At 40.5% G+C, this 25,016-nt stretch carries 26 protein-coding genes and 1 tRNA gene; 11 read left to right on the forward strand and 16 right to left on the reverse strand.

The window, feature by feature from the left end:
- Nucleotides 1-30: 30 nt before the first annotated feature.
- The 7 genes from IMPJCBKJ_RS04565 to rlmE all read right to left on the reverse strand — a co-directional run bounded on the left by IMPJCBKJ_RS04565 (nucleotide 31) and on the right by rlmE (nucleotide 6,304).
- Nucleotides 31-115: transfer RNA gene (locus IMPJCBKJ_RS04565), tRNA-Leu, on the reverse strand.
- Between the two features lie 76 nt (nucleotides 116-191).
- Nucleotides 192-539, reverse strand: a complete 348-nt coding sequence (gene secG / locus IMPJCBKJ_RS04570) for a preprotein translocase subunit SecG (RefSeq protein WP_054551698.1) — start codon at nucleotides 537-539, stop codon at nucleotides 192-194.
- 1 nt (nucleotide 540) lies between these two features.
- A complete protein-coding gene (gene tpiA / locus IMPJCBKJ_RS04575) occupies nucleotides 541-1,290 on the reverse strand; it encodes a triose-phosphate isomerase (RefSeq protein WP_166338979.1) in 750 nt (249 codons plus the stop codon).
- Between the two features lie 69 nt (nucleotides 1,291-1,359).
- Nucleotides 1,360-2,715: a phosphoglucosamine mutase gene (glmM, locus tag IMPJCBKJ_RS04580; RefSeq protein WP_054551700.1), complete on the reverse strand. Its 1,356-nt coding sequence runs from the start codon at nucleotides 2,713-2,715 to the stop codon at nucleotides 1,360-1,362.
- Nucleotides 2,708-3,556, reverse strand: coding sequence for a dihydropteroate synthase (gene folP, locus IMPJCBKJ_RS04585; RefSeq protein WP_166338981.1), 849 nt, complete (start codon nucleotides 3,554-3,556; stop codon nucleotides 2,708-2,710). The genes glmM and folP overlap by 8 nt, the downstream gene beginning before the upstream one ends.
- Nucleotides 3,557-3,670: 114 nt before the next feature.
- Nucleotides 3,671-5,608, reverse strand: a complete 1,938-nt coding sequence (gene ftsH / locus IMPJCBKJ_RS04590; protein ID WP_166338983.1) for an ATP-dependent zinc metalloprotease FtsH — start codon at nucleotides 5,606-5,608, stop codon at nucleotides 3,671-3,673.
- Nucleotides 5,609-5,674: 66 nt separating this feature from the next.
- Complete coding sequence (gene rlmE / locus IMPJCBKJ_RS04595; protein ID WP_054551703.1) at nucleotides 5,675-6,304, reverse strand: 23S rRNA (uridine(2552)-2'-O)-methyltransferase RlmE; 630 nt, start codon at nucleotides 6,302-6,304, stop codon at nucleotides 5,675-5,677.
- A gap of 89 nt (nucleotides 6,305-6,393) precedes the next feature.
- On the opposite strand from rlmE, the gene yhbY reads away from it, so the two are divergent.
- Complete coding sequence (gene yhbY, locus IMPJCBKJ_RS04600; RefSeq protein WP_054551950.1) at nucleotides 6,394-6,690, forward strand: ribosome assembly RNA-binding protein YhbY; 297 nt, start codon at nucleotides 6,394-6,396, stop codon at nucleotides 6,688-6,690.
- Between the two features lie 106 nt (nucleotides 6,691-6,796).
- Here yhbY and IMPJCBKJ_RS04605 read toward each other — a convergent pair whose 3' ends face one another.
- A complete protein-coding gene (locus IMPJCBKJ_RS04605) occupies nucleotides 6,797-7,945 on the reverse strand; it encodes a serine hydrolase domain-containing protein (protein WP_166338985.1) in 1,149 nt (382 codons plus the stop codon).
- A 115-nt stretch (nucleotides 7,946-8,060) separates the two neighbouring features.
- Between IMPJCBKJ_RS04605 and IMPJCBKJ_RS04610 the strand changes: the two genes are divergently transcribed.
- From IMPJCBKJ_RS04610 to IMPJCBKJ_RS04635, 6 genes are all read left to right on the forward strand, one after another.
- Nucleotides 8,061-8,867: a hypothetical protein gene (locus tag IMPJCBKJ_RS04610; protein WP_166338987.1), complete on the forward strand. Its 807-nt coding sequence runs from the start codon at nucleotides 8,061-8,063 to the stop codon at nucleotides 8,865-8,867.
- Nucleotides 8,868-9,030: 163 nt separating this feature from the next.
- Nucleotides 9,031-9,870, forward strand: coding sequence for a MipA/OmpV family protein (locus IMPJCBKJ_RS04615; RefSeq protein ID WP_166338989.1), 840 nt, complete (start codon nucleotides 9,031-9,033; stop codon nucleotides 9,868-9,870).
- A complete protein-coding gene (locus tag IMPJCBKJ_RS04620; protein ID WP_138601568.1) occupies nucleotides 9,860-10,249 on the forward strand; it encodes a DUF3019 domain-containing protein in 390 nt (129 codons plus the stop codon). Before IMPJCBKJ_RS04615 ends, IMPJCBKJ_RS04620 begins: the two co-directional genes overlap by 11 nt.
- Before the next feature lie 13 nt (nucleotides 10,250-10,262).
- On the forward strand, nucleotides 10,263-10,970 hold the full coding sequence (locus IMPJCBKJ_RS04625; RefSeq protein WP_054551708.1) for a response regulator transcription factor: 708 nt from the start codon (nucleotides 10,263-10,265) through the stop codon (nucleotides 10,968-10,970).
- Between the two features lie 12 nt (nucleotides 10,971-10,982).
- Entirely contained in the window at nucleotides 10,983-12,272 is a 1,290-nt protein-coding gene (locus tag IMPJCBKJ_RS04630) for an ATP-binding protein (protein WP_166338991.1), read from the forward strand.
- Between the two features lie 173 nt (nucleotides 12,273-12,445).
- A complete protein-coding gene (locus tag IMPJCBKJ_RS04635; protein WP_166338993.1) occupies nucleotides 12,446-13,798 on the forward strand; it encodes a sodium-dependent transporter in 1,353 nt (450 codons plus the stop codon).
- Nucleotides 13,799-13,829: 31 nt separating this feature from the next.
- On the opposite strand, the gene IMPJCBKJ_RS04640 is transcribed toward IMPJCBKJ_RS04635, so the two are convergent.
- A complete protein-coding gene (locus IMPJCBKJ_RS04640; RefSeq protein ID WP_166338995.1) occupies nucleotides 13,830-14,267 on the reverse strand; it encodes a GNAT family N-acetyltransferase in 438 nt (145 codons plus the stop codon).
- Between the two features lie 69 nt (nucleotides 14,268-14,336).
- On the reverse strand, nucleotides 14,337-15,080 hold the full coding sequence (locus tag IMPJCBKJ_RS04645) for a sporulation protein (protein WP_054551711.1): 744 nt from the start codon (nucleotides 15,078-15,080) through the stop codon (nucleotides 14,337-14,339).
- 221 nt (nucleotides 15,081-15,301) lie between these two features.
- On the opposite strand from IMPJCBKJ_RS04645, the gene IMPJCBKJ_RS04650 reads away from it, so the two are divergent.
- The 3 genes from IMPJCBKJ_RS04650 (at nucleotide 15,302) to IMPJCBKJ_RS04660 (ending at nucleotide 17,795) form a co-directional block, all read left to right on the forward strand.
- Nucleotides 15,302-16,873: a cation:proton antiporter family protein gene (locus IMPJCBKJ_RS04650; RefSeq protein WP_054551712.1), complete on the forward strand. Its 1,572-nt coding sequence runs from the start codon at nucleotides 15,302-15,304 to the stop codon at nucleotides 16,871-16,873.
- A 283-nt stretch (nucleotides 16,874-17,156) separates the two neighbouring features.
- On the forward strand, nucleotides 17,157-17,438 hold the full coding sequence (locus IMPJCBKJ_RS04655) for a hypothetical protein (RefSeq protein ID WP_054551713.1): 282 nt from the start codon (nucleotides 17,157-17,159) through the stop codon (nucleotides 17,436-17,438).
- Between the two features lie 138 nt (nucleotides 17,439-17,576).
- The gene (locus tag IMPJCBKJ_RS04660) at nucleotides 17,577-17,795 is read left to right on the forward strand and encodes a DUF3820 family protein (RefSeq protein WP_054551714.1); all 219 of its coding nucleotides are present in this window, start codon (nucleotides 17,577-17,579) and stop codon (nucleotides 17,793-17,795) included.
- A 108-nt stretch (nucleotides 17,796-17,903) separates the two neighbouring features.
- On the opposite strand, the gene IMPJCBKJ_RS04665 is transcribed toward IMPJCBKJ_RS04660, so the two are convergent.
- The 6 genes from IMPJCBKJ_RS04665 to ilvY all read right to left on the reverse strand — a co-directional run bounded on the left by IMPJCBKJ_RS04665 (nucleotide 17,904) and on the right by ilvY (nucleotide 23,389).
- A complete protein-coding gene (locus IMPJCBKJ_RS04665) occupies nucleotides 17,904-19,151 on the reverse strand; it encodes an ATP-binding protein (RefSeq protein WP_166338997.1) in 1,248 nt (415 codons plus the stop codon).
- Between the two features lie 6 nt (nucleotides 19,152-19,157).
- Nucleotides 19,158-19,850: a response regulator gene (locus IMPJCBKJ_RS04670; protein ID WP_054551952.1), complete on the reverse strand. Its 693-nt coding sequence runs from the start codon at nucleotides 19,848-19,850 to the stop codon at nucleotides 19,158-19,160.
- Between the two features lie 14 nt (nucleotides 19,851-19,864).
- Entirely contained in the window at nucleotides 19,865-20,251 is a 387-nt protein-coding gene (locus tag IMPJCBKJ_RS04675; protein WP_054551716.1) for a DUF3019 domain-containing protein, read from the reverse strand.
- Nucleotide 20,252: 1 nt separating this feature from the next.
- Complete coding sequence (locus tag IMPJCBKJ_RS04680) at nucleotides 20,253-21,032, reverse strand: MipA/OmpV family protein (protein ID WP_138617086.1); 780 nt, start codon at nucleotides 21,030-21,032, stop codon at nucleotides 20,253-20,255.
- A gap of 225 nt (nucleotides 21,033-21,257) precedes the next feature.
- Nucleotides 21,258-22,307 (reverse strand): GGDEF domain-containing protein, encoded by a 1,050-nt coding sequence (locus IMPJCBKJ_RS04685; RefSeq protein ID WP_054551717.1) that lies wholly within the window; start codon nucleotides 22,305-22,307, stop codon nucleotides 21,258-21,260.
- A gap of 179 nt (nucleotides 22,308-22,486) precedes the next feature.
- Nucleotides 22,487-23,389, reverse strand: a complete 903-nt coding sequence (gene ilvY / locus IMPJCBKJ_RS04690) for an HTH-type transcriptional activator IlvY (RefSeq protein ID WP_054551718.1) — start codon at nucleotides 23,387-23,389, stop codon at nucleotides 22,487-22,489.
- A 146-nt stretch (nucleotides 23,390-23,535) separates the two neighbouring features.
- On the opposite strand from ilvY, the gene ilvC reads away from it, so the two are divergent.
- A complete protein-coding gene (gene ilvC / locus IMPJCBKJ_RS04695) occupies nucleotides 23,536-25,008 on the forward strand; it encodes a ketol-acid reductoisomerase (protein ID WP_166338999.1) in 1,473 nt (490 codons plus the stop codon).
- Nucleotides 25,009-25,016: the final 8 nt, after the last annotated feature.

Raw genomic sequence — 25,016 nt, forward strand, 5'->3', positions numbered from 1 at the left:
GTAACTCAGTGAGTTACAGCTTTTTAATTTTGGTGCGGATGGGGGGACTTGAACCCCCACGGCCGAAGCCACCACCCCCTCAAGATGGCGTGTCTACCAATTCCACCACATCCGCATACAATTCTGTATGTTGTTAAGCTTTAAGTTTACTTGAGGAATGAAAACTGCTTAACGCTAATTAGCAAAGCTAATTAGTTAGGTACGTCAGACGTTTTATCTTCTGTCGCAGGCACATCAGATTGTGCTGGCGTTACAGTTTCAACAGCTGGCGCAGCTTCTAGGTTTTCCCACTCATCAGTCTTTTTGATTTGACCTGCAGTAAGGTTACCTAGAACAATACTTAGTACGAAGAAGATCGTCGCTAAGATTGTTGTTGTTTTAGTCATGAAGTTACCAGCACCTGATGAGCCAAACACGGTACCAGAAGCGCCAGCACCAAATGATGAACCCATATCTGCGCCTTTACCTTGTTGGATTAAAACCATACCAACTAATGCTAAAGCAACAATTAAATAAACTACTAATAAAATTTCGTACATCTTATACGGTCCCTTTTGCACTTTCACAGATAGCAGTAAATGAATCTGCTTTAAGACTCGCGCCTCCAATAAGGCCGCCGTCTATATCTGGTTGTGCAAATAATAATTCGCTATTTTTTTCATTTACGCTACCACCATATAAGATGGTTAACTGCTGTGCTACATCGCTATCCGAAGAAGCAATCTTCTCACGGATAAATTTGTGCACAGCTTGCGCTTGCTCAGGAGAGGCAGTCTTACCTGTGCCAATGGCCCAAACGGGCTCGTATGCTACCACAGAATTCTTCAGTGCTGCTACACCTAATTTGCTAATTACAGCATCAATTTGAGCTGCAACCACTAATTCAGTTTCGTTTGCTTCACGTTGCTGCTCGCTTTCACCCACACATAGGATAGGAGTTAAGCCAACTTGCTGCGCTCGCGCAAACTTATCTGCAACAACGTCATCTGACTCACCGTAAATGCTACGACGTTCAGAATGGCCAACTAACGTATAAGCTGCGCCTAGGTCTTTGACTAGCTGAGCATCTACTTCACCCGTAAATGCGCCTGCTTGATTTTCAGAGACTGTTTGCGAACCAAACGTGACCTTTTGTTGCTGCAAAGAACTCAACAATGGGAATGGTGGAAACACCACTATATCCAGTTCATCCGTTTGAACATTTTTAATAGCAGTTGATAACTGTTCAACAAGCTCTAAAGAGCCGTTCATTTTCCAATTACCTGCGACCATCGGCTTACGTGTTGCCATTATTCCACTCCACATTTGAAAGCGGGCAAGATACTAACTCGACTTGCCCGAAGTTACAAGAGGTTATTGTTATGCCTCGGTTTGTTTGCTCACAGTTTCGACAACTTCAGCTATTTTGCGAGCACTATCAAGTACAACTTTTTCTTGCTCAGCTTCAACCATTACTCGAACAACAGGCTCTGTACCTGATTTTCGAAGTAATACTCGGCCTGTATCACCTAATTGCTCTTCAACATGCGCTACCATCTCAACTACAGCTTGATCTTGCGTTGGATCGGTACCTTGTGGGTAACGAACATTGATCATTTTCATTGGGTACTTTGTAAAACCTGCCCCTAAGTCTTGCAACGTTTTATTCTGTGCAACCATTGCCGCTAACACTTGCAAGCTTGAGATAATGCCGTCACCCGTACTGATTAAATCAAGATTTAATACATGGCCTGAGCTCTCACCACCGATTTTCCAGCCATTCTCTTGCAGTAGTTCCATCACGTAGCGGTCGCCTACTTTACTACGAGCAAAGCCAATACCGCGCGCTTTTAATGCATTTTCAAGGCCCATGTTAGACATAACAGTGCCAACAACACCGCCACCTAAGATATCGTCATTAGCGGCTTGGCAAGCAATGATATAAACAATGTCATCACCATCAAATACACGACCATTGTGGTCAACCATCATTACTCGGTCACCATCGCCATCGTAAGCAATACCAACATCAGCATTATGCTCTAAGACCTTACGTTTAAGCGTTTCAACATGGGTTGCACCACACTCTAGATTGATATTTACTCCGTTTGGCTCGCAAGCATGACAGATAACGTCAGCGCCTAATTCACGCATTACTGAAGGTGCAATGTGGTATGTAGCACCATTTGCGCAATCGAGAACAATTTTTAAGCCTTCAAGCGATAAACCTTGTGGGAATTGGCTCTTACAAAACTCAATGTAGCGACCATCAGCCGTTTCTAAGCGACGGGCCTTACCAAGCTTGTCAGAGGCAACGCAGGTCATTGGCTCATCCATCATAGCTTCAATTTCAAGCTCAACATCATCTGGTAATTTTAAGCCTCTGCTTGAAAAGAATTTAATTCCGTTATCATGGTAAGGGTTATGAGATGCACTAATTACAATACCCGCTTCAGCACGGAACGTTTGCGTAAGATATGCAACCGCCGGCGTTGGCATTGGGCCTAATAAAACAACATCGATACCAGCAGCAATTAAGCCTGCTTCAAGTGAGGTTTCGAGCATGTAGCCAGAAATACGGGTGTCTTTACCAATAATGACTTTTTTGGTGCCAATTTTCGATAATACACGGCCTGCAGCCCAACCAAGCTTTAAGGCAAACTCTGGAGTGATTGGGAATTCACCAACCATGCCACGTACACCGTCCGTGCCAAAATATTTTCTTGTTTTACTCATTTGTAATTCCTTTAATACATGCTTGCCAAACGCTAAGCACATCAACTGTTTCTTGTACGTCATGAACGCGAATGATTTTTGCACCGTTTTGTGCTGCTATCAGCGCGCCTGCAAGGCTTCCCGCTAAGCGTTCATTGGTATCTCTATTTAATAAGTTACCGATCATTGATTTACGAGATAATCCCGCAAGAACCGGTAATTTGAATTGGTTAAATACATCAAACTTATTTAAGATTTGGTAATTATGAGTCAGTGTTTTACCAAAGCCAAAACCTGGATCTAAAATAATACGTTCAGACTGAATGCCCGCTTTCTCACATGCGCCTAAACGCTCTGCAAAGAATTCGTTAATATCAGCAAATAAATCATCATAATGTGGGTTACTTTGCATCGTACGAGGCTGACCTTGCATATGCATTAAGCAAATTGCTACTTCTGGGTATTGTGACAATACCTCTATCGCTCCAGGCTCTTGCAGTGCTCTGACATCATTAATGATATCAGCCCCTGCAATTATTGCTTGGCGCATTACTTCGCTTTTGCTGGTATCAATGGAAATAATACAATCGCTGGATGCTCTTAGCGCTTTGACTAAAGGGATAACGCGTTCAAGCTCATCCTCAAGAGATACATCAGGTGCCCCAGGGCGGGTTGACTCACCACCTATATCAATTATTTTTGCGCCTTGATTTAATAACGTTTTAGCTTGTTTGACAGCGCTGTCGAGTTGGCAATAACTACCACCATCAGAGAATGAATCAGGAGTGACATTTAAAATCCCCATAACAACAGGGGAATCGAGGCGTAAAATGCGACCTCGCGGTAATTTAAGAGCGGTCATTTTTACTTAAACTTCCATGCATTTGCTTCACTGGACTCCACTGGAATAGTGAGCCAATTTTATGCTACAAAAAAGCCCCGGCATCCGGGGCTTTTGCTTTTTATATTCTAGCGATTATTCAGCTTTGTCATCAAGGCTTGTTTCATCCTTTTTTACTGAATCATCAGATTTAGTTTCATTAACTACAGACTCAGCTTTCGCACTCGGCTTTTTATCGTCTGAACGGCGGTCATGAACATCACGTGGCTCACGTACAGGCTGACGTGCCATTAAGTCATCAATTTGACCCGCATCGATCGTCTCGTACTTCATGAGTGCATCTTTCATCGCATGTAAGATATCAATGTTATCTTTAAGGATTTGCTCTGCACGTTGATAGTTACGGTCTGAGAATAAACGAACTTCGCTGTCGATAACTTTTGCTGTTTCATCAGACATGCTCATAGCACGGCTACCGCCGCCACCCATGTACATTTCGTTTTGATCTTCAGCGTAAAGTAATGGACCTAGTTTTTCACTGAGACCCCATTGGGTAACCATTTTACGAGCAATATCTGTTGCACGTTCAATATCGTTACTAGCACCGGTTGTCACTTTATCATCACCATAGATTAGCGCTTCTGCAATACGACCACCGTAAAGACTCGAGATCATTGACTCTAATAGCTCTTTTGAATGGCTTACACGATCTTGCTCAGGCAGGTACATAGTGACACCTAAAGCACGACCACGAGGAATGATAGACACTTTATACACTGGATCATGTTCAGGCACCATGCGACCAACAATCGCGTGGCCCGCTTCATGGTAAGCAGTCATTTCTTTTTCCTGCTCACTCATCACCATGGTCTTGCGCTCTGCACCCATCATGATTTTATCTTTTGCAGCGTCAAATTCTGCCATGCTTACAACGCGTTTATTACCACGAGCTGCATATAAAGCGGCTTCGTTAACTAAGTTTGCAAGGTCAGCACCAGAGAAACCAGGCGTACCACGTGCAATTACCGCAGCTTCTACGTTGTCGCCTAGTGGCACTTTACGCATGTGAACTTTAAGAATTTGTTCACGACCACGAATATCAGGAAGACCAACAACAACTTGACGGTCAAAACGGCCAGGACGTAATAACGCAGGGTCTAACACATCTGGGCGGTTCGTTGCAGCGATAACGATAATACCTTCGTTACCTTCAAAGCCGTCCATTTCAACAAGCATTTGGTTAAGTGTTTGCTCACGCTCATCGTGACCACCACCCATGCCAGCGCCACGTTTACGGCCTACTGCATCGATTTCATCAATAAAGATGATACAAGGTGCTGCTTTTTTCGCTTGCTCGAACATATCACGTACACGTGAAGCACCAACACCTACAAACATTTCTACGAAATCAGAACCTGAAATTGTGAAAAACGGCACTTTAGCTTCACCAGCTACAGCTTTAGCTAGTAACGTTTTACCTGTACCAGGAGGACCAACCATCAACACACCTTTCGGGATGCTACCACCTAGCTTTTGGAATTTTGATGGGTCACGTAAGAAGTCTACAAGTTCAGTTACATCTTCTTTCGCTTCGTCACAACCAGCAACATCAGCAAACGTTGTTTTAACTTGGTCCTCACTCATCAGGCGCGCTTTACTCTTACCGAAAGACATCGCGCCTTTACCGCCACCGCCTTGCATTTGACGCATGAAGAAAATCCACACACCAATAAGCAGTAACATCGGGAACCAAGAGATTAAAATGCTGGCGAGGAATGACTGCTCTTCTGGCTTAACGCCTTTGACATTAACGTTGCTTTTTAAAAGATCATTCAAGATGTCTTTATCATACATAGGCATGATGGTTTGAAAGCGCTCACCATTTGTTTTAGTACCAGTAATCGTACCTGTGGTGCTTTCAATTGAGACTTCTTGGATAGCGCCACTGCGAGCGTCGCTAACAAATTGAGTGTAACTTGTTTGGCGATCTGCCTGATCACCACCATTAAAGCTCTGGAACACTGACATTAGCACTACTGCAATGACCAGCCAGAGTATTAGATTTTTCGCCATATCGCTCAAGGAGTTAACCTCTTGTATCCAATTAATTTAAATTCAACTTAACGCAGCACAACTGTACTACAGTTTGTAACCTGTCGCCACTATATATACTTCCCGAGAGCGGGCACGTGACGCATCGGGCTTTCTAATTTTCACTGCTTTAAAGCTATTACGTACTTCTTGTAAGTATTGATCAAATCCTTCACCTTGGAAGACTTTGACACAAAACGCACCATTTTTCTTTAAAACTTGGTGGCACATATCTAATGCTAATTCGACTAAATACATACTACCCGCTTGGTCCACTGATGTATTACCACTCATATTGGGTGCCATATCAGAAAAAACTACATCAACATTTTTTCCGTCAATACGTGTTAATAGTGCATCAAGTACCGCTTCTTCACGAAAGTCACCTTGCAAGAAATCAACACCTGCTAAGGAATCCATAGGCAAGATATCACAAGCAATAACCTGACCTTTATCACCAACCTTTTCAGCTAAATACTGTGACCAACTTCCTGGCGCAGCACCTAAATCAACCACCGTCATCGATGGTTTGATTAATTTATCTTTGTTTTGAATTTCGTCTAATTTGAATACCGCACGAGAGCGCCAACCTTTCTTTTGCGCTTCGTGAACATAAGGATCGTCGAAATGTTCCTTCAGCCAACGCTTAGAACTGGCTGAATGTTTTTTATTTGCCATAAAATTAATACGTAACTAATTAGTAATATTCTCTAGATGGCGTTAGAATACCCTTAATTCAAGCCATATTCAGCAAAATTTGTAACATGATGAAATTATCGAACAAACAAAAGCAGTTTTTAAAAGGCCAAGCGCACAGTTTAAAACCTGTTGTATTACTTGGTGCAAACGGATTAACCGAAGGCGTTTTAGTTGAAATCGAAAGCGCTCTAGAAATTCATGAGTTAATCAAAGTTAAAGTTCCTACAGATGAACGTGAAACTAAAACATTGATTTTTGATGCAATTGTTCGCGAGACAGGCGCAACAAAACTACAAACAATTGGTCATACAATTGTACTGTATCGTCAAAGCGAAGAGAAAAAGATTCAATTACCGCGCGGTTAATCCTGCCTTGTGGAGTTTCGAATCAGAAAAAGCCAGCAAATTTGCTGGCTTTTTTGTAGGCAAAAATAATTTTCCATTAATTTGTAACTAAACTTTTTTACCTAAGCTATTTTTGCTCTCGCGTGAATTTAAGAACCCGATTGATAAACTCGGTAGTAAGCTCGTTAATTAACCCAGTTTCGGCATTAAGAACTAAGCTAAACCCGATGTTTAGATGCGGAAATACAACAATATCGCTGCGATAACCTTGTACCCAACCGCTATGGTAGTAAAGCACTTCATCATCATAATTATAAACACGCCAACCTAATCCATAATAAGCATCTTTTACATGTTCGCGCCAAACCCTACGACGAGTTTCTTTTTTAGTATGTGTGTAAGGGCGGGTTTGTTTGATCAATGCCTCGAGTGGTAATACGTCAGGGTATTGCCCTAACTGTGCATTCAACCAAATCGCCATGTCATTTGCGCTGGCGTTCACTCCTGCAGCCGCAGGCACTTTATAATAGTTTTTCTTCAAGCGTGATGTATACCATCGTTTTCTGCCGCGCACATGAGGGTGAGCATAATTATCATCTTTCACCATCCCCTCAAAACCAACACTCGCATCCGCCATTTTTAATGGTGCAAAAATATACTCCGAAATCCAGTGTGAGTAATCCATCTGTGTTGATTGATAAATCACAGAATCAATCAAGCTAAACATCACATTTTGATAACCGTAACATTCACTTGGTTTGCAGATAGGCTCAACAGTCAATAGCCGCTCGACAATATCTGGGTAGCTCATACGCGACTCAATTAGGTTATCGTATGCGTTAGGTACCAAGCCACTAGAGTGACTCAATATGTGATAAATTTTTAAGTCATCTTTATAAGCAGTATTAGCAAAAGCAGGAATAAACTTACTGATAGGGTCATCAATATTAAACTCCCCTTGTGCTGACAGTTTTGCGGTTAATGAACCCGCAAAGGTTTTTGAGACGGATGCCAATCGAAAGCGGGTATGTTTATCAACTCTGCGGCCTTTTTCTATTTTTGTTCGACCAATACCGTTAATAAAATCATCATGACCAATATTTACAATTGCCAATGAGCCACCTGGGATCCCTTTACTTTTTAGTTTTCGGGTGAGGTGTTTATTATAATCAGCAACGAATGTTTGCCATTGCTTATCACTCGAAGCAGCTTCACCACTAACAAAAAGCAGTGTTAAAGAAAAAAGAAAGGAAATTAAAAATAAGCTGTACTTCATTATTTATTTTTTTAAGTCTGTTTAGGAAGTTTCTTATAACATAATATCATGAACTTTTGCCTCGACTAACGTACAATACGCTTAATCTTAATTATTTATGGGTAGATTATTTTTTATGCGCTTATTCGTGCTTTTATTTTTTGTTTTAATTTCAGTCGGTTGCGCCCTTAAACCAGAGCCAGCGCCGTTACTTACAATGCCAAAAAAACCGAGCTTACAGAGCCAGCGTTTTCAAGTTGAGTATCAAACAGAGCATGCATCACCTAAAGTAAAATCGGTACAGCTACCAGCTCATACAGTAAGTAAAAATCAAACCGTCATGATAGTTGCCGACAAAACCAGTGTCACAGATACACTGTACTCTCAACTAACTGAGGCACTTACAGCTAAGCAGTTAAAAGTCGTAGCCGAAGGCGCACAAGCAGATTATACCCTATCTATCCATCAGCTTGATCTTGAGCTTATTGAAGAAACAGAATACCAATTGGTGAAACCCAAAAAGCCACTTTCTTTATTCGATGAAGTCGCCAAGCAATACCCTGTTCAACAATGTGCGACTATTTTAGGCCAAGTAAGTATGCGCCTAACTCATAAAAAAACAGGTGACGTTGTCTGGTTTGCAAAATCGTCAATTGATAGCGCAAGCTTTCACCGCGAGCCGCTAATCTACAGCTTTGAGCAACAACAACTAATAAAGAATGAACTTGAAGTAGCCAGTTTTGTGCATGAGCAAAATTCAGAGCAAGCACGTATGGCACGTGTGAATAAAGACGTGACGATACCTGAGTATCAGACCATTACACGCATGGACATGTTAAAAAAAGAACAAGGCCCGTGTACCCGTACTGAAGTTAGTGCTCTTACGCCTATGATGCAATACTATCTTAGCAGTATCTTAATCGATAAAATCAAAGTTCAATAAGTAACTTTCGCTGTTTGTCTGCCCATAGGCAAACAGCGCCCTTCACTATCTCCTCAACATCATTTCATTCGTCTGTTGCTACATTTTTTTACAGATTACAGGAACTCATTAACAATATACTATATGCTATTACCCTTTCTTACAGACAGACAAGGAAGCCACGTTGCGAGCTCAAAGTACCCTATTTTTAATATGTTTAACCTTGCTAAGTACCCCAAGCCTAGCAAGTAATCGCTATTATGCCGACAATACACTAGAGCCTAGCCAAGGCTTTGCATGGGATTGGGGCATAGGCGCTGGGTATTACATTGAAGACTCGTATTTAATAGGCATGGACTCTTACAATGATGGCTTTGAACCAGATATTCACCTTGCCGTTACTTACAACAATTTTTACCTTGATTATGATCAAAGCCAACTTAGTGGTGGTTTGACTCTGGGTTATAGTGTTATCGACAAATTTGAATGGGGCTTAGACCTAGTAGGCACAAATGTTCAATCTGGTTTTGATGATACAGGCTTAACTTTTTACGGTGACGAAGTCATCGCAGAACTCGAAGGTATAAAAAGCCGTAATTATGATTTTGATGTTGGCCTTCGCCTATCACGCCGTTTCGAAAACTCACAAATCTCATTTGAGTATTTACATGATGTTTCTGGTACCCACAACGGCTGGGTGATGAATTCATTTTTTAGTCAGATTATCCCTTGGCGAAATTGGGAGTTCCGCTCTGGTGTTGGCTTAAGTGCTTACTCTAATGATTTTACTGACTATTACTTTGGAATTTCACCATCAGAATCTTTATTAACACGCCCTGTCTATGATCCTGATACCTCGTACAGTTTAATTTTTGAATTCCATGCTGAATACCCTATAAATAGGCATTGGGTGTTTCTAACTGGCTGGCTTTCGACCTGGTTTTCTAAAGACATTCATCAAAGCCCAATTATTTCGCAAGAGTATCAGCATAAAGCCAAGGTAGGCGTGCGTTATGTTTTTTAAGTATTGTGTAACGTTAACAATATTATTTGCAAAACCCGTGTTTGCCCAAGATCAAGCAAATACAGATAATGCGTTAGTTGCATTGCCTGATACATGCGTGGCCTTACGTGAAGGTAGAAATTGCTTTGCCGAGGTGGATATAACCTGGCAACAACATAATACTGGCAATTACTGCTTACGCAACGCTCAAAGTAAGCACATCATGCAATGCTGGTTAATGCAACAAAAAGGGCTATTTAGATACCAGTTTGATTCTGCTGAAAGTGTTGGTTTCGAGCTAATAAATAGTAATAACGGTAAAGTTGTCGCAAGCACCGAAATACAATTGCAATGGGTCTATAAAAATCGTCAGAAGAAACGACGTTGGCGATTGTTTTAACTAGGAGTGAATAATGGAACATTATGGGACCATCTTATTGGTTGAAGATGATATATCTCTTGCCAACTGGGTTGCAGAATATTTAATCGAACAAGGCTACCAAACAACACTATGTCAACGCGGTGACCAAGTTGTTGAGCAAGTACGTAAAACAAACCCAGACTTGGTTTTGTTAGACATTATGCTACCAGGACAAGACGGTATTAGTGTGTGCCGTGACTTAAGGCAGTTTTATCAAGCCCCAATTATTATGCTAACCGCTCGTGATGATGAAATGGATGAAGTGATTGGCCTTGAAGTGGGTGCAAGCGATTATATGATGAAGCCCGTTCGTCCCCGTGCATTATTAGCACGTATTAAAGCGGCACTGCGCTCTAAAACTGATACGCAAGAGTCAACAGCCAACTCTGAACTAATAAATGTGGGTAAGTTATCAATTAATACTGAATCACGTACCGTTTACTTGGCAGATGAAGAAGTTCATATTTCAAGTGCTGAATACCTTCTACTCCATTACTTAGCAAGTAATGCAGGCCAAGTTGTATCCCGCGACTCTGTGTTTAAAGCGACGAAAGGTCGAGAGTATGATGGCTTAGACAGAAGTGTGGATGTGCTCATTTCATCGTTACGTAAAAAATTTAATGATGACCCACAACACCCTGAAAAAATTAAAACCATCTGGGGCAAAGGCTATTTACTTGTTGCCACGGCATGGCAATAGCATTGAGCGCCTGTGAAAAAGTTTTATCTTTCGCTACTTGGTAGTGCTTTACTTTCAATCATTGTTTTGGGTTGGCTAATTGATGCTTTCAGTCAGCAAACCCAAGCTCCTCAAGATGTGTTTTCTAGCGAAACACAAATGATTAAAGGTTTTGCAAAACAAATCGCCAAGCTTGACGCTAAACAGCGCGAGCAAGCTATCACGGATATTAATCAAGACTTTGCAGTGCAACTTGAGTATCGCCCGACGCAATCGCTTGCACTTCCCCATTCTCTATTATCACAAATAACCCAACCTAGCGGTCTGATCCTCGAAGATCAACAAGGCTACTATTTACTTTATAGTGAAGCCGCTTTAGGCACGCACCACTTAAAAATGCGTTTAGATAAAGACTTAACACACGAACAAGGCAACGATGTGTTACTCACCTTGTTGTTCTACGCTGGGTTATGCGTATTTATGGGCTTTATCATTGCGCCACTAGCCAAGCGTTTAACCGTTTTAAACGAAGCAGCAAAACGCTTTGCCAAAGGCGATTTAAAAAGTCGTATTCACTTATCTCATTTTACCTATATCAAAGATGTTGAGCTAACATTCAACCGTATGGCTAGCCAAATCGAAAAACTGCTTGATGAGAATAAGTTGATGGCATCGAGTTTATCTCACGATATTCGCACACCTATCGCCTGCTTGCGGTTTGGTCTTGAAGCAGCGCAAGATTGTAGTAGTGAAGAAAAGCGCCTTGAGTATCTTGCTCGCATGGAAAACGACTTAGATCAAATGGAGTCAATGCTAAAGAGTTATCTGGCATTTGCTACCCTTGAGCAAAAAGCGAATCAATTGACCTTCAATCATTCTGATTTAGAAACCTACATCCTTACACTCATTCATCAAATTGAACCTAAAGTAGAACAACATGGCTTACGCATTAATCACCGCGTTGAAGGCGATGATATTTGTGCTGATTTGCACTGGTTAGCTCGGGCCATTGTTAATTTATTAAGTAATGCTTGCGACTTTGCTGAATCTGAAATTTTACTCAGTGCAACCAGTACCAGTGAACTCGTTACCATAAAGATTGAAGATGACGGCCCGGGTGTCAGCGAACAAAACTGGCAAAAAGTATTTAGTCCATTTTTCCAAGAACAAACACATCGAAATCGGGATGGAGAAAGCTACGGGCTAGGTTTAGCCATTGTCTCTAAAGTTGCTGACTGGCACCACGGCACCGTCAGCGTTTCAAAGAGCGAACAGCTCAGAGGCGCGTGTTTTACTCTTTCAATTCAAAATAAAAGCCTTTAAACATGTTTCAATTACGTTAATTGTCTCGTATTGTAGAGAACAATTGCACGAAATGTACGCTGACTTCAAAGATAACAATATATAGAACGAATTTGACCTAGATTAACTCTTTTTATTTAGTGTTAATTCAAGTAGATTGTCAGCGCCGTCACAAATAGAGAAGTAACAATAATATGAGCGCATCACGTGGGGAGTTCAGCTCCCGCTTTGGATTTATTATGGCTGCAGCAGGCTCTGCTGTTGGCTTAGGAAATATTTGGGGTTTCCCAACACAAACTGCAAGTAATGGCGGTGCCGCATTTTTAGTGGCTTATTTAGTGTTAGCATTTTGTCTTGCTTATCCTGCTTTAATGGCTGAGTTAGTGATTGGTCGTCATGGTCAAGCTAATGCAGTTACTTCACTTCGAAAAGTAACAAATCAAGCATGGCAAAAAAAGTTTGCCTTCATAGTTGGCTTTGGCGGTATTATTTGTGCGGGCCTAATCCTAAGCTTCTATGCGATAGTGGCTGGCTGGATGCTGAGCGCTACACTTGAACCCGCAGCACAATTAGTGGGGCAAGAGCAAGCTAGCACTTGGCTTAGTGAGCAGTCACTATCAAGAAACCTTATATTTACTGCTACATTTATTATTTTAACCGTTGCGATTATCTCTAAAGGCGTCGAAAACGGCATTGAAAAATGGTCGAAGCGCTTAATGCCTGCCCTGTTAGGTATTTTGTTTATGCTGATCATCTATGTAATGACTCAAGATGGCGCAATGGCAGGCCTAAAAGCGTATTTAGTGCCAGACTTTTCATCGATTTTAAACCCTGAGTTATTAGTGAATGCGTTAGGGCAAGCATTTTTCTCACTATCGCTTGGTACCAGCGTAATGATCATCTACGGCTCATACATCAGCAAAAAGGAGAACTTAGTATCGTTAGGCGCTTATGTGACTTTAATCGATGTGTTCATTGCATTTGTTGCCGGTTTACTTATTATTCCTGCGATGTATGTAGCCCAGGCACAAGGTGTTGAGATTTTCTCTGCAGAAGGTGCACTACTTTCAGAAGATACCTTAGTATTCCAAGTGTTACCGGCGCTTTTCACCAGCATGGGTGATGTGGGTATTTTTGTTGGTTTTGCTTTTTTCGCGTTAATGAGTATTGCAGCATTAACGTCATCAATTTCGATGCTAGAAGCACCTGTTTCTTATGCTGTTGAACGTTTTGCGCTAAAGCGAGTGCAAGCGACTTGGATCATTGGCGGTATTATTGCCCTTATCAGTTTTACAATTGTCTTTAACCTAGGCACCTTATTTGGCTTTGTGATCACCTTAACAACTAAGATTGGTCAACCTATTCTAGGCTTAATGTGTTGTATTTTTGTTGGTTGGATTTGGCATCGCGGGTCGTTACTAAAAGAAATTCAACAAGGGTGCCCAGAAGCTGCTAGTAGTTTCTTTTGGAAAGTATGGCCATGGTATATCAAGTTTATTTGCCCACTCGCCATTGCACTCGTATTCGCGAACTCTTTGTTAAGCTAGTAAGCATTTATGTTTGAAGTGGCCCCATAGGCTACTTCAAACACATATCCTGATGTGGAATACCATCTTCTAAGTAATCATTCCCCACATTTTCAAAACCAAATTGCTGATAAAACCCTGTTAGGTAACACTGAGCACCAATCATAATCGCTTTATCAGGCCAATGCCTCTTACATGTATCAATCGCGGTTTGCACTAGCTTGGTTGCGAGTCCTTCACCACGAAATTGCTCTGCTACCAGCACACGACCAAATGCGCTAAATTGTTCATTCTTTTTATAGCATCGTGCATAGGCTGCCACCTGCTGACCTTTAAACAAGAACACATGTTGGGTCAGTTCATTGTTATCCACTTCGTCAATTTCTGGGTAAGGGCAAGTTTGCTCTACCACAAATACATCAACCCGCGCCCGTAAAATGGCAAATAACTCATCTTTACTGAGTTCGTTATAACTTTTAATAGAAAACATAATGCTCCTTAATGAAGACAAAAAACCCAGCCGTAGCTGGGTTTTAACTCGCTATTCAGTCGTTAATCTTTAAGCAAATAATCGCTCTAGCTGATCACACAGCTGCGACAGGTTTACATGATCATGCTCAATCGTTAAATCGACATAACCATCCCCTCTAAAGGCACGGTCAAGCTCGATTAATACATGAGTTTTATGTGCTTCAGGCACAAACGACAACTCAATCTCTTGTAAGCCAAATAGGCTTCGGCTATTTGGGCGATATTCAAGTTCTTGATAACAGCCTGAATGCGATTGAAAAGTAGGTGCTTTTAAATAACCCTTTTCTACATCTGCTTTCACTAAGCTAAAACCAAGTCTATCCATCGCTTCCATTAACGTGCTTACAGCGTCATTAGGATAAATGTGTAATGCATCACGGTCAGTTGGATCAAGGGCTAGATCAATGTCTAAGCCTGTTTCAAGCCAAACATGCGATTGGTTATAACCAGCGTTAATTTCAGTGATCGGGGTTTCAGAATGTAGGCGAGCTTCAAATGGGATATGCTTTTCAGCGCCCGCTGCAATCATGCCAATATCTGTAATTCGCCATTTTTCTATCACATGGTTTGTAAAATACTCACCGTCATCACTTTCAACTTTCACACGGGTCATAAGTGCTAGGTCTAAACCCGAAATTTCTTGATCAACATCACCACCTTTGATGACTATCACGGCATTAAATTTTTGACCAGGTTGTAAATGCTCTGTCTCAAGTACAGTGTCAACTTTTGCTGCACCAATACCTACTGATGCAAGGATTTTCTTAAACATCTATTCTCCTTAAGCCAGCTTCTTAGTTATGGCTTAAATTCCTTTGTTAATGCATCTTAACCACAATTAAAAGCTATTGTCAGCGAAAAAATGTTGCTTTTGGCGGATTAATCAATAAATCATGGATAAGTGCTTATTTTTTGAACTCCTCTTGCTCGATATTGTTTTCCAATAACGAATATTTCGCTACACTGCTAGCAAATGAAGCTAAAAGAACAATTATGGAACTTATCTACTTTGCTACCGCTTTCGTGTTTGGCTTTGCCATTTATCAATTAAAGCTACCTCCTCTCATCGGCTTTTTATTAGCAGGCTTTGCGCTTAATCTTTATGGCTATAAAACAACCGAACTACTAAATACATTAGCAAACCTCGGTGTAACACTATTACTTTTTAGCATAGGTCTAAAACTTAAAGTGTCTAATTTAATGAAACCGCAAGTGTGGGCGCCTGCCTCAATGCACATTGTTCTGAGCAGCACGCTGTTTAGTGGTTTTATGTTACTGCTAGGTGCCCTTGCACTGCCTTTATTTAGTGAACTTACTTGGCAAAGTGCATTGTTAGTCGGCTTTGCTTTTAGCTTTTCAAGTACCGTATTTGCCGTAAAAGTATTGGAAGAACGCGGTGAGATGGCAAGCCTGCATGGTAAAATCGCCATTGGCATTCTAGTTATGCAAGATATCTTCGCTGTTATCTTCTTAGCCATCAGTACAGGTAAAGCACCGAACATGTGGGCACTGGCATTATTAGTGGGATTGCCTATTTTACGTCCAGTGATGTTTTGGGTATTAAATCGCTCAAAACACGGTGAACTATTACCTTTATTCGGGTTTTTCTTTGCATTAGTTTTAGGTTACCAAGCATTTGAATTTGCAGGTCTTAAAGGTGATTTAGGTGCGTTGATTATCGGTATGATGTTCGCATCACACAAAAAAGCAGGTGAGTTATCAAAGTCATTACTGAATTTAAAAGATGTGTTACTGGTTGGCTTTTTCTTAAATATTGGTTTGAATGCCGAACTGACAAGTCACGCAGTGATTGTTGCACTTATCATTATACTCGTCTTGCCACTAAAAGTTGCACTTTATTATGTACTGACAAACGCATTTAAGTTACGTGCTCGTACTTCGTTATTAAGTGCATTTAGCTTAGCCAATTACAGTGAGTTTGGCCTGATCGTTTGCGCAGTTGCAGCTACCAGCAATTTAATTACTTCTGAATGGCTGGCAGTTATGGCTATTGCAGTTTCAATCACATTTGTTTTAGCCTCGCCTCTTAACAAACGATCTAATGAGATTTATGTCAAAATCGAACATTGGCTACTTAAATTTGAAAGTGATAGCCGTCTTGCTGAGGAACTACCTGTTAATTTAAATGATACTAAAATCGTGATATTTGGCATGGGCCGTATTGGCACAGGTGCTTATGAAACGATTAGCCAAACCCATCCAAATCTTGTCGCGGGTATTGATATCAAACCTGATGTAGTAGAAAAGCACATCAAACGTGGTCGTCGGGTATTACTCGCTGATGCAACAGACCCTGATTTTTGGCAACGTGTAAATCATTCACATGTCGGTATGGTAATGCTCGCTATGCCTAAACATATGCAGAATATTTTTGCTTTGGAGCAACTACGAGCCTCAGGTTATCAAGGACAAGTTACTGCAATTGCCAATTATCCAGATCAGCAAAAAGAACTAGAAGATATGGGCGTTGACTCTACTTATAACTTTTATTTAGAGGCAGGAAGTGGTTTTGCAGAGCATGTAAAGCAAAAACTTTTTTCTTAGCACCTAAAATAATTATTGGTACTTAAGGATGGTACCAATAATTATCTCTAAAATTTTCAGCAAGTTGCATAGTCAGGTTAAAATCACCTGTTTTTTAGTTCCCTTTATTAGGTCAACTCTATTTACAAAGCTTTACATGTAGATTAGCAATCACCAATAAAAAAAGAGTAGAATCCTAAGAGTACTAATAGCTTAGTATCTATTTTTAACACAAAGAAGTGACACAGTATAAGCATATTACGACTAGCATATGCGTAACTGTAAACTGATTAGGGTTGTTTAAATGAAGAATAAGTTTACCAACGAAGTTTTGGCAGACACGGATGATGCGCGTTCTGGGAAACTTTCAGACATTCAGCAGCAGCTTGATGAATTACAACAAAATGGCATGACCCCAATGGATATAAGGGCGGTGCTTTTTAACAAGATGCTCGATATCTATCAGGTACCTAATGATCACTTTCTGAGAGATGCAGAAACACCAGAAAGAATTGATGATCCGTCTATTGCATTGCAATTGCAACAGCTCGGTTTTTCAAAAAAACCTCGATATCAATTACACTAACTACTAGGCATTACTCTAGTAGTATCTATTCTGAGGGCCTACCTCCCTCACTAAATAGGCTGTTTCTTGCCCGTCACAGCCTATTTTCTCTCTTATTTTTACCGTATCATCTAACTTTAAAGTTTCTTTGAGATAAAGATGGATACAGCTGAACTCAAACGTGCCATAAATACTAAGATGCCATTTGGAAAGTATGCTGGCCGCCCTTTATTGTTACTCCCTGAGCCTTATTTAGTTTGGTTTAAACAGCAAGGATTTCCAGACTCTAAATTAGGAGCACAACTGGCGATGATGTATGAAGTGAAGCTAAATGGCCTAGAAAAAATGCTCATGCCATTATTAAATGAAAATAATTAAACTTTTTACGAACTTTTATAAATTGGTGCGGTCTATTACTTTGCTACTTGTTTATTTTTGGTTTTAATCTTTAAAAAGCGCCCTAGGCGCTTTTTTTATGCCTGTAATTTAAAGCGAGTTACTTTTAAATAAATGAATAGTAAATTTAGCTCCACCTAATGGTGAATCACACACCTCAGACTGCCCTTGATGCCAACTAACAATTTTAGCAACAATCGCAAGGCCTAAGCCAAAGCCGCCAGTTTTCTTGTCACGGCTTTTATCTAGACGAGTAAATGGCTTAAAAATACTTTGCCACTCAGACTTAGCTATCCCTGGGCCGTCGTCTTCAACACGTATTTGTATTGAATCACCCAACTCTTCAAGGCTGACATGAATTTTATGGTTTGCGTATTTTTGTGCATTGCCTAATAAATTTTGAATACAACGCGCCATAAAATGCTCGTCACACTCATAGTAAAGCTGCCTAGGCGCACTCACTGCTACATCGATATCAGTAGCAAATTCGAGCTTATTCACGACACTGTTAATAAGCGCTGTAAGGTCACACGAACGTGGCTTTAAGCTTGGTTGATGCGAATCAAGTCGTGCGTATTCAAGCATCTCAGACACTAGCGCTTCAAGCTCAGCAATATCAGCCTGCATATTATCTATATAACTATAAGATTTCTCATTTTCAATTTGCTCTTCAAGCATAGCAACGGCAAACTTTAAACGCGCCAACGGCGTTCTAAACTCATGAGAAACAGAAGAAGTCAGTTCTTGCTGCGCAGCTAGTAGGTACTGAATACGCTCTTGCATAGCATTAAGCGTGCCTGTAATTGGCAAAAAAAATGATTTAGATGCATCACGCAATTCGAAATCTTGCGAGCCGCCTACCGCCTCACAAGCTAAAGTGAGTTTGTTAAAGTCTCGCCAAAGTAACAAGCTCCAAAGACCAATAGGAAGACCAATAATGGCTAGTAATAAAAAATAGGGCCAAACAGAGCTAAAGTTAGGATTTGATATTGAGAGTGGACCAACTTGTAATAGCTGAGTCTCATTAATAGTAATGTACCAAATTACCTTCTGCTGCTGATTAAAAAGATACAGATAGTGATCATTTTGTAATTGTGTTTTGAGGTTTGTTGGTAGAGCGAGATCAGTTAAATCAATTAGCTCGCTATTAAACTCTTGCTGTAATTTAGCTAAGCCATTATCAGTTTGACTTAATAGCCATAATGATTTACCAAACTCTTGATCTAGAGCGATTTGTTGCTGTGTGTCTTCATAGGGCCATAACTGCTCTATGACCCCACTAACAAGAAACAGAGAAACTATTATGTAAAGATATAAGCTAGCAAACAGTTTCCCCATTAATGATTACATATCCCATGCATCAGAAACGAACAGGTAACCTTGCCCCCAAACTGTTTTAATTCGGTATGGTTTATCACTGTTATCACCTAATTTCTTACGGATACGCGATACACGTACGTCAACGGTTCGGTCTAAACCATCATATTGACGACCAATCATATGTTGATGAACATGCTCACGACTTAACACTTCACCTGCATTTGAAGCAAGCAACCAAAGCAGCTCAAATTCATGAGAAGTCAGTGTAATTTCACTGCCTTTAAGTGTAACAATGCGGCTAGTTTTATCAATGGTTAAATCGCCAAAGCTAAGCTCTTCTGGTGCTTTGTTTGTAGCTTGACCACGGCGTAACAATGCGTTGATGCGCGCTAATAATACGCGTGGTTCTGCAGGCTTAATAACATAATCGTCTGCACCTAGTTCAAGCCCAATTACTTGATCAAAGTCTTCACCTTTTGCTGTGAGCATTAGAATTGGTAAGTTGAATTTATCGCGTACCTGACGGCAAACACTAAAGCCATCTTTACCCGGTAACATGACATCTAAAATCATTAAATCAACTGGATTGTTCTCAAGGTATTCGAAAACTTCATCGCCGCGTTCAAGGACCGCAACATCCAATCCATTATGCTGAAGGTAATCGCGTGTTAACTGCTGTAAGCCGAGATCATCTTCAACAAGTAAAATCTTTGCCATTGGTTGCTCCTGATTTAAAAAAAGCTCCACGGTGAACGTAACCTACGCCTCGTTGTTTTTGCTTCAGTGCTTTGCACTTCGACTTTTGTGGTCGCAACTTTGCTCCCCGTGTGCGGATTGACTAAGGAGTATATTGTTTCAACCTGAACCCGCGCTTTATGGCTATAAAGCCCATTATTACTATCAGTCCAGCATTGAATTTGCTGGTTATTTTGGTATAAACACAGATCTTGAGGTTGAGCAGTTTTCCAGCTAATTTTTAATTCAAGATCACAAAATTCGTGCTGTTGTAATACAACACACACTTTTGGTGTGATATCAAACTGAGTCGCTTGTGCATAGCTTGGGGGAGCCCAAATAACAGCAACAAACACACACAGACTAAAAACAAAATACTTCATATTAAAAAATATGATTGAATCCTATAAAAGCAGTCATCGAATACGTGTGTTCAAAAAGCGGACTGTCATCCACGGCTGAGTAGTCATAATATGCTAAATGAAAACGAAGAGAGTTAGTCTCACCTAGAGGCCAACGGGCGTCGATTTTAGCATAAGGTTGCCAGCTACTGCCAACCTCTATTTCTCCGTATGATGATTCTTCGGCCGATAAACCATAAAAATAATCATTTAATTCGTTCGATTTATACCAAACACCTAAGCTCGGTGCGATACTTAAACGACCTAGCTGATGGTGAGATTGCCATTGTAAGGCACTGCGAGCCCCTTTATAAACCCCGGAGACATCAGCTAGAACCTGAACAGAGAATACATGATTACTGCGGATATAGTGATAACTCAAGCCCGCATCTAAAGCCCAGCGTCTTTTTTTTACGTCATTTGTTGTGACAACAGACTTTTCAACTAATTCATCACTACTCGTTGATTCAACAACGAAGCTATTTGACGTTTGCAAGGCAAATACATTACTAGGATGAAAATCTATAAAAAAACGGGTCTCGGGGTTAAATTCAGTGACAATGTTAACAACATGTGTGTCGCTTTCATGAAGGGAATAGCCTAAGCGACCATTATCAAAAAACCATTGTTCACCATAAAAAGCAACCTCTGGTAGCAGTATTAAAGGTAAATTGTCACCTCCATGCAATGGGTTTGTAATTACCCCAGCCCCAGTATTAACACTTAAGTGCCACTGCTCAGTATCAATTTGTTGATTTGCCATACGGCTTTCACGTTCAGTGCGAGTAGAATCATCAGCATACGCTTGACCCACACATACTAGCGCCAAAGCATAGAAAACTACGCAGAACCTGATCGTTAGAAACTTCATTATTATTTTACGACCAAAGAAAATTTTGCAATGTCAGCATAATATCAAGATGTGAACAAACTGTCCTCAGTAGGTTACAAGTATTCACAAATTTGATACATATTTCGATTAAGTTTGTTACTCCTCGACAATCTCTATGCGATTGCGACCATGTTCTTTAGCTAAGTAAAGCGCCTTATCAGCTTTAGCAATGAGCTGTTCAGGGTTACTATTTTTAGCTTTTATCGCAATACCAAAACTAGCCGTTACTTGACTCAACACCTTATCAGAATTTGGCTTCTTGATTTGTAATTTAGCGATAGTTTGGCGAAGTAGCTGTGTGAAATTAGTCATATCACTAATACTTGCAAACTGGGCCGTAAAGCAAAACTCTTCACCACCGTAACGATAGACTTGGCCAATACTGGAAACATGCTTTAATAGCTTAGCAGACACTGCTCGTAAAACTTGGTCCCCTTTTTGATGTCCAAAGTTATCATTAAATGATTTGAAATGATCAATATCTATCATGGTTAATACTGATACTTGAGCTAATTCATTGTTTTTACAAAAACGCTTTATATCCTCATCAAATTTGCCACGATTCAATAACCCTGTTAATGGATCTCTTTGCGCTTTATCTTTCGATCTAATCAACTCTTGTTTTAAGTCGGTAATTTCTGCATAAGCTTGTGCTAGTTGATTTTGAAAGTCCTGTGCCCTACTTTGTAAGGTCGCTGACTCGTCACTTAGACGTTCTACACAATCAAGTACATCATCAAAGCCTGTTTCTTGGCTGATATCTGCATTTTTTAGTTTCAAATGGCATTCTTGAAGCGTTTGGTTAAACTCTGTTGAGTAATTTATTGCTTCATTGATGTCTTGATGTACCTTTCCAACAACATCATTAAAACCACCTGATAACTGATAAAACAATGCTAAATCATCACTAGATAGAAACTGGTTGAACAGCGCTTTAGCATGCTCGTGGCTGCACGTTTTAAATTCATCAATAATTTTATCTAAAGCATCATTAAGTTCGGGGGTTTTATTGCTGACATACGCATACCAAATCGCATAATTTAGCGGTGTTATTGGCATCTTGTACTTAACCATGAGAGGAATAGCTTGTTTTAAACAGTGACTTGAATAACTTAGTGAATGCTCGGCTTGCGCAGAAAGTATCATGATTCTAGGCCATGAAAATTTTATTATTTTAAATTACGTTAACAACACCTTGAAAAAAAGCAATAAAAATGGATTTTATCCATTTAAAACCAGTAAAAAACACGAAAAATAAATGCAAAAACCAATACTAAATAACTATCAAAAATTAAACCTTTTATACCAACATCAAATCGTTAACGCTAAATAGCTTGCTGAGTAAGTGATTGAGCAATGCTCCAGATAGCATTGAGCGCAGGATCATGGCGCTCTTTATTCAAAACAGCTAAACCAATCTCGAAACCAGCAACAGTCTGCTCAGCATCACTTACGATTTGCACTTTATCTTTAAGCGGACTGTTGTCCAAAACTATCTTTGGCACCATGGCAATACCTAAACCTAAGCTCACCATAGACACCATCGCTTCATGGCCTGCAACCTGAGCGTAAATTCGGCCGTGAATATTCTTTTTACGCCACCACTGCTCAAGACGTTGCCTTGATAACCCTTGCTCAGCAACAATAAACTCTAAATCTGACCAATCAATTTGTTCACTGGCAGAAAGCTTTTCGCTGATCGGGCACGCTATTTTTGGTGCTATCAATACTAATGGTGAGTACCCGACACTGGTAAAGGCAATTTGCCCAGGTAGCTTTAAAGGTTTTGCGGCAATTGCCATATCTTCATGGCCATCTAAAACACGGTTTATTGCAAGAGCGGGATCACCGGTATTAAGGGTAATTTCAATATATGGATGTTGCATTCGCAATTGCTCGAGTATTTGATGTAAAAAACTATATGAGGCAGTTACAGAACAATAAATACTGACATTGCCATAAACATGCTGTTGCGGCTCTTGCACATTAGCCTTAAAACGATGCCAGTTAGCCAGCGTCGCATTTGCGTACTCAATGAATGACTCACCTTCGCGAGTTAATTTGACAGTGCGATTATCCCGATTAAACAACACCACCCCAACTTCTTCTTCGAGCTGTTTAATATTACGGCTCAAAGTTGGCGCACTGATATGGCAAAGCTCACTCGCTCTGGCAAAGTGTAGCGTCTTGGCTAACGCTAAAAAGTAATTAAGATGTTTGTGATCCATACCGCCACCATTTCATTTTATGAAATACTTTAATTCAAATATATCATTTTACGCAAGGTAAAAAATTGCATAGTGTTAATACATACAAAGAACATCACGTCGGTTCTTTGATTTTCTAACAAAATTGTATTTATAGGACACTAACAATGGCGAATTATTTTAATACTCTTCCTTTGAGAGAGCAGTTAGCGCAATTAGCGCAGTGTGAATTTATGGACCCAGCAGAGTTTGCTGATGGTGTAGACGCTTTAAAAGGGAAAAAACTCGTTATTGTCGGTTGTGGCGCACAAGGCCTTAACCAAGGTTTAAATTTACGTGACTCAGGCTTAGATGTTTCTTATACATTACGTGAATCAGCAATTACTGAGCGCCGTCAATCTTTCTTAAACGCATCTGAAAACGGTTTTACTGTAGGCACGTATGAAGAGCTTATTCCAACAGCAGATGTAGTTTTAAACTTAACACCTGATAAACAACATACGGCTGTTGTTAATGCCATCATGCCATTAATGAAACAAGGTGCAACACTTGCTTATTCACACGGCTTCAACATTGTTGAAGAAGGCATGCAAATCCGTGAAGATCTAACTGTTATTATGGTTGCACCTAAGTGCCCTGGTTCAGAAGTACGTGAAGAGTACAAACGTGGCTTTGGCGTACCAACATTAATCGCGGTTCACCCAGAAAACGACCCTCAAGGCCATGGTTTAGCGCAAGCTAAAGCGTATGCAGCAGGTACCGGTGGGCATCGTGCGGGTGTACTAAAATCATCATTCATTGCAGAAGTTAAATCTGACTTAATGGGTGAGCAGACGATTCTATGTGGCATGTTACAAACTGGTTCACTACTTTGCTTCGATAAAATGGTCGAAAAAGGCATTGATGCAAGTTACGCGTCAAAACTAATCCAATATGGTTGGGAAGTGATCACTGAAGCACTTAAGTATGGTGGTGTAACTAACATGCTTGACCGTTTATCAAACCCAGCAAAAGTGAAAGCATTTGAATTAAGTGAAGAGCTTAAAACAATCATGCGCCCACTTTATAACAAGCATATGGACGATATCATCAGCGGCGAATTCTCACGCGGTATGATGGCTGATTGGGCTGAAGATGACGCAAAATTACTCTCATGGCGCGCAGAAACTGCCGAAACTGCATTCGAAAAGCAACATAATACCGACCAAGAAATCAGCGAGCAAGCATTCTTCGACCAAGGTATTTTAATGGTTGCAATGGTTAAAGCAGGTGTTGAGCTTGCCTTCGAAACCATGACTGCAGCAGGTATCATCGCAGAATCTGCTTACTATGAATCACTACACGAAACGCCGCTTATCGCAAACACTATTGCTCGTAAGAAGCTTTTCGAAATGAACCGAACTATTTCAGATACTGCAGAGTATGGCTGTTACTTATACAACCACGCGTGTTTACCACTTTTACAAGACTTTATGAAAGACATCGATACAGATGTGATTGGTAAAGGTCTTGATAGTGCAAGCAACCAAGTCGATAACCAAACCTTGATTGCCGTGAATAAAGCACTACGCGAGCACCCGGTTGAAATCATTGGTAGCAAACTACGTGGTTACATGTCAGCAATGAAGAAAATTGTTTAACCCTGGAA

The sequence above is a fragment of the Pseudoalteromonas sp. MB47 genome, from assembly GCF_011319765.1.
Taxonomy (GTDB): Bacteria; Pseudomonadota; Gammaproteobacteria; order Enterobacterales; family Alteromonadaceae; genus Pseudoalteromonas; species Pseudoalteromonas simplex.

What these genes read in the sequence shown, in the direction of transcription:
- secG (WP_054551698.1), bottom strand. Translation starts at nt 539, where the DNA reads ATGTACGAAATTTTATTAGTAGTTTATTTAATTGTTGCTTTAGCATTA.
- tpiA (WP_166338979.1), bottom strand. Translation starts at nt 1,290, where the DNA reads ATGGCAACACGTAAGCCGATGGTCGCAGGTAATTGGAAAATGAACGGC.
- glmM (WP_054551700.1), bottom strand. Translation starts at nt 2,715, where the DNA reads ATGAGTAAAACAAGAAAATATTTTGGCACGGACGGTGTACGTGGCATG.
- folP (WP_166338981.1), bottom strand. Translation starts at nt 3,556, where the DNA reads ATGACCGCTCTTAAATTACCGCGAGGTCGCATTTTACGCCTCGATTCC.
- ftsH (WP_166338983.1), bottom strand. Translation starts at nt 5,608, where the DNA reads ATGGCGAAAAATCTAATACTCTGGCTGGTCATTGCAGTAGTGCTAATG.
- rlmE (WP_054551703.1), bottom strand. Translation starts at nt 6,304, where the DNA reads ATGGCAAATAAAAAACATTCAGCCAGTTCTAAGCGTTGGCTGAAGGAA.
- yhbY (WP_054551950.1), top strand. Translation starts at nt 6,394, where the DNA reads ATGAAATTATCGAACAAACAAAAGCAGTTTTTAAAAGGCCAAGCGCAC.
- IMPJCBKJ_RS04605 (WP_166338985.1), bottom strand. Translation starts at nt 7,945, where the DNA reads ATGAAGTACAGCTTATTTTTAATTTCCTTTCTTTTTTCTTTAACACTG.
- IMPJCBKJ_RS04610 (WP_166338987.1), top strand. Translation starts at nt 8,061, where the DNA reads ATGCGCTTATTCGTGCTTTTATTTTTTGTTTTAATTTCAGTCGGTTGC.
- IMPJCBKJ_RS04620 (WP_138601568.1), top strand. Translation starts at nt 9,860, where the DNA reads ATGTTTTTTAAGTATTGTGTAACGTTAACAATATTATTTGCAAAACCC.
- IMPJCBKJ_RS04625 (WP_054551708.1), top strand. Translation starts at nt 10,263, where the DNA reads ATGGAACATTATGGGACCATCTTATTGGTTGAAGATGATATATCTCTT.
- IMPJCBKJ_RS04635 (WP_166338993.1), top strand. Translation starts at nt 12,446, where the DNA reads ATGAGCGCATCACGTGGGGAGTTCAGCTCCCGCTTTGGATTTATTATG.
- IMPJCBKJ_RS04640 (WP_166338995.1), bottom strand. Translation starts at nt 14,267, where the DNA reads ATGTTTTCTATTAAAAGTTATAACGAACTCAGTAAAGATGAGTTATTT.
- IMPJCBKJ_RS04645 (WP_054551711.1), bottom strand. Translation starts at nt 15,080, where the DNA reads ATGTTTAAGAAAATCCTTGCATCAGTAGGTATTGGTGCAGCAAAAGTT.
- IMPJCBKJ_RS04650 (WP_054551712.1), top strand. Translation starts at nt 15,302, where the DNA reads ATGGAACTTATCTACTTTGCTACCGCTTTCGTGTTTGGCTTTGCCATT.
- IMPJCBKJ_RS04655 (WP_054551713.1), top strand. Translation starts at nt 17,157, where the DNA reads ATGAAGAATAAGTTTACCAACGAAGTTTTGGCAGACACGGATGATGCG.
- IMPJCBKJ_RS04660 (WP_054551714.1), top strand. Translation starts at nt 17,577, where the DNA reads ATGGATACAGCTGAACTCAAACGTGCCATAAATACTAAGATGCCATTT.
- IMPJCBKJ_RS04665 (WP_166338997.1), bottom strand. Translation starts at nt 19,151, where the DNA reads ATGGGGAAACTGTTTGCTAGCTTATATCTTTACATAATAGTTTCTCTG.
- IMPJCBKJ_RS04670 (WP_054551952.1), bottom strand. Translation starts at nt 19,850, where the DNA reads ATGGCAAAGATTTTACTTGTTGAAGATGATCTCGGCTTACAGCAGTTA.
- IMPJCBKJ_RS04675 (WP_054551716.1), bottom strand. Translation starts at nt 20,251, where the DNA reads ATGAAGTATTTTGTTTTTAGTCTGTGTGTGTTTGTTGCTGTTATTTGG.
- IMPJCBKJ_RS04680 (WP_138617086.1), bottom strand. Translation starts at nt 21,032, where the DNA reads ATGGCAAATCAACAAATTGATACTGAGCAGTGGCACTTAAGTGTTAAT.
- IMPJCBKJ_RS04685 (WP_054551717.1), bottom strand. Translation starts at nt 22,307, where the DNA reads ATGATACTTTCTGCGCAAGCCGAGCATTCACTAAGTTATTCAAGTCAC.
- ilvY (WP_054551718.1), bottom strand. Translation starts at nt 23,389, where the DNA reads ATGGATCACAAACATCTTAATTACTTTTTAGCGTTAGCCAAGACGCTA.
- ilvC (WP_166338999.1), top strand. Translation starts at nt 23,536, where the DNA reads ATGGCGAATTATTTTAATACTCTTCCTTTGAGAGAGCAGTTAGCGCAA.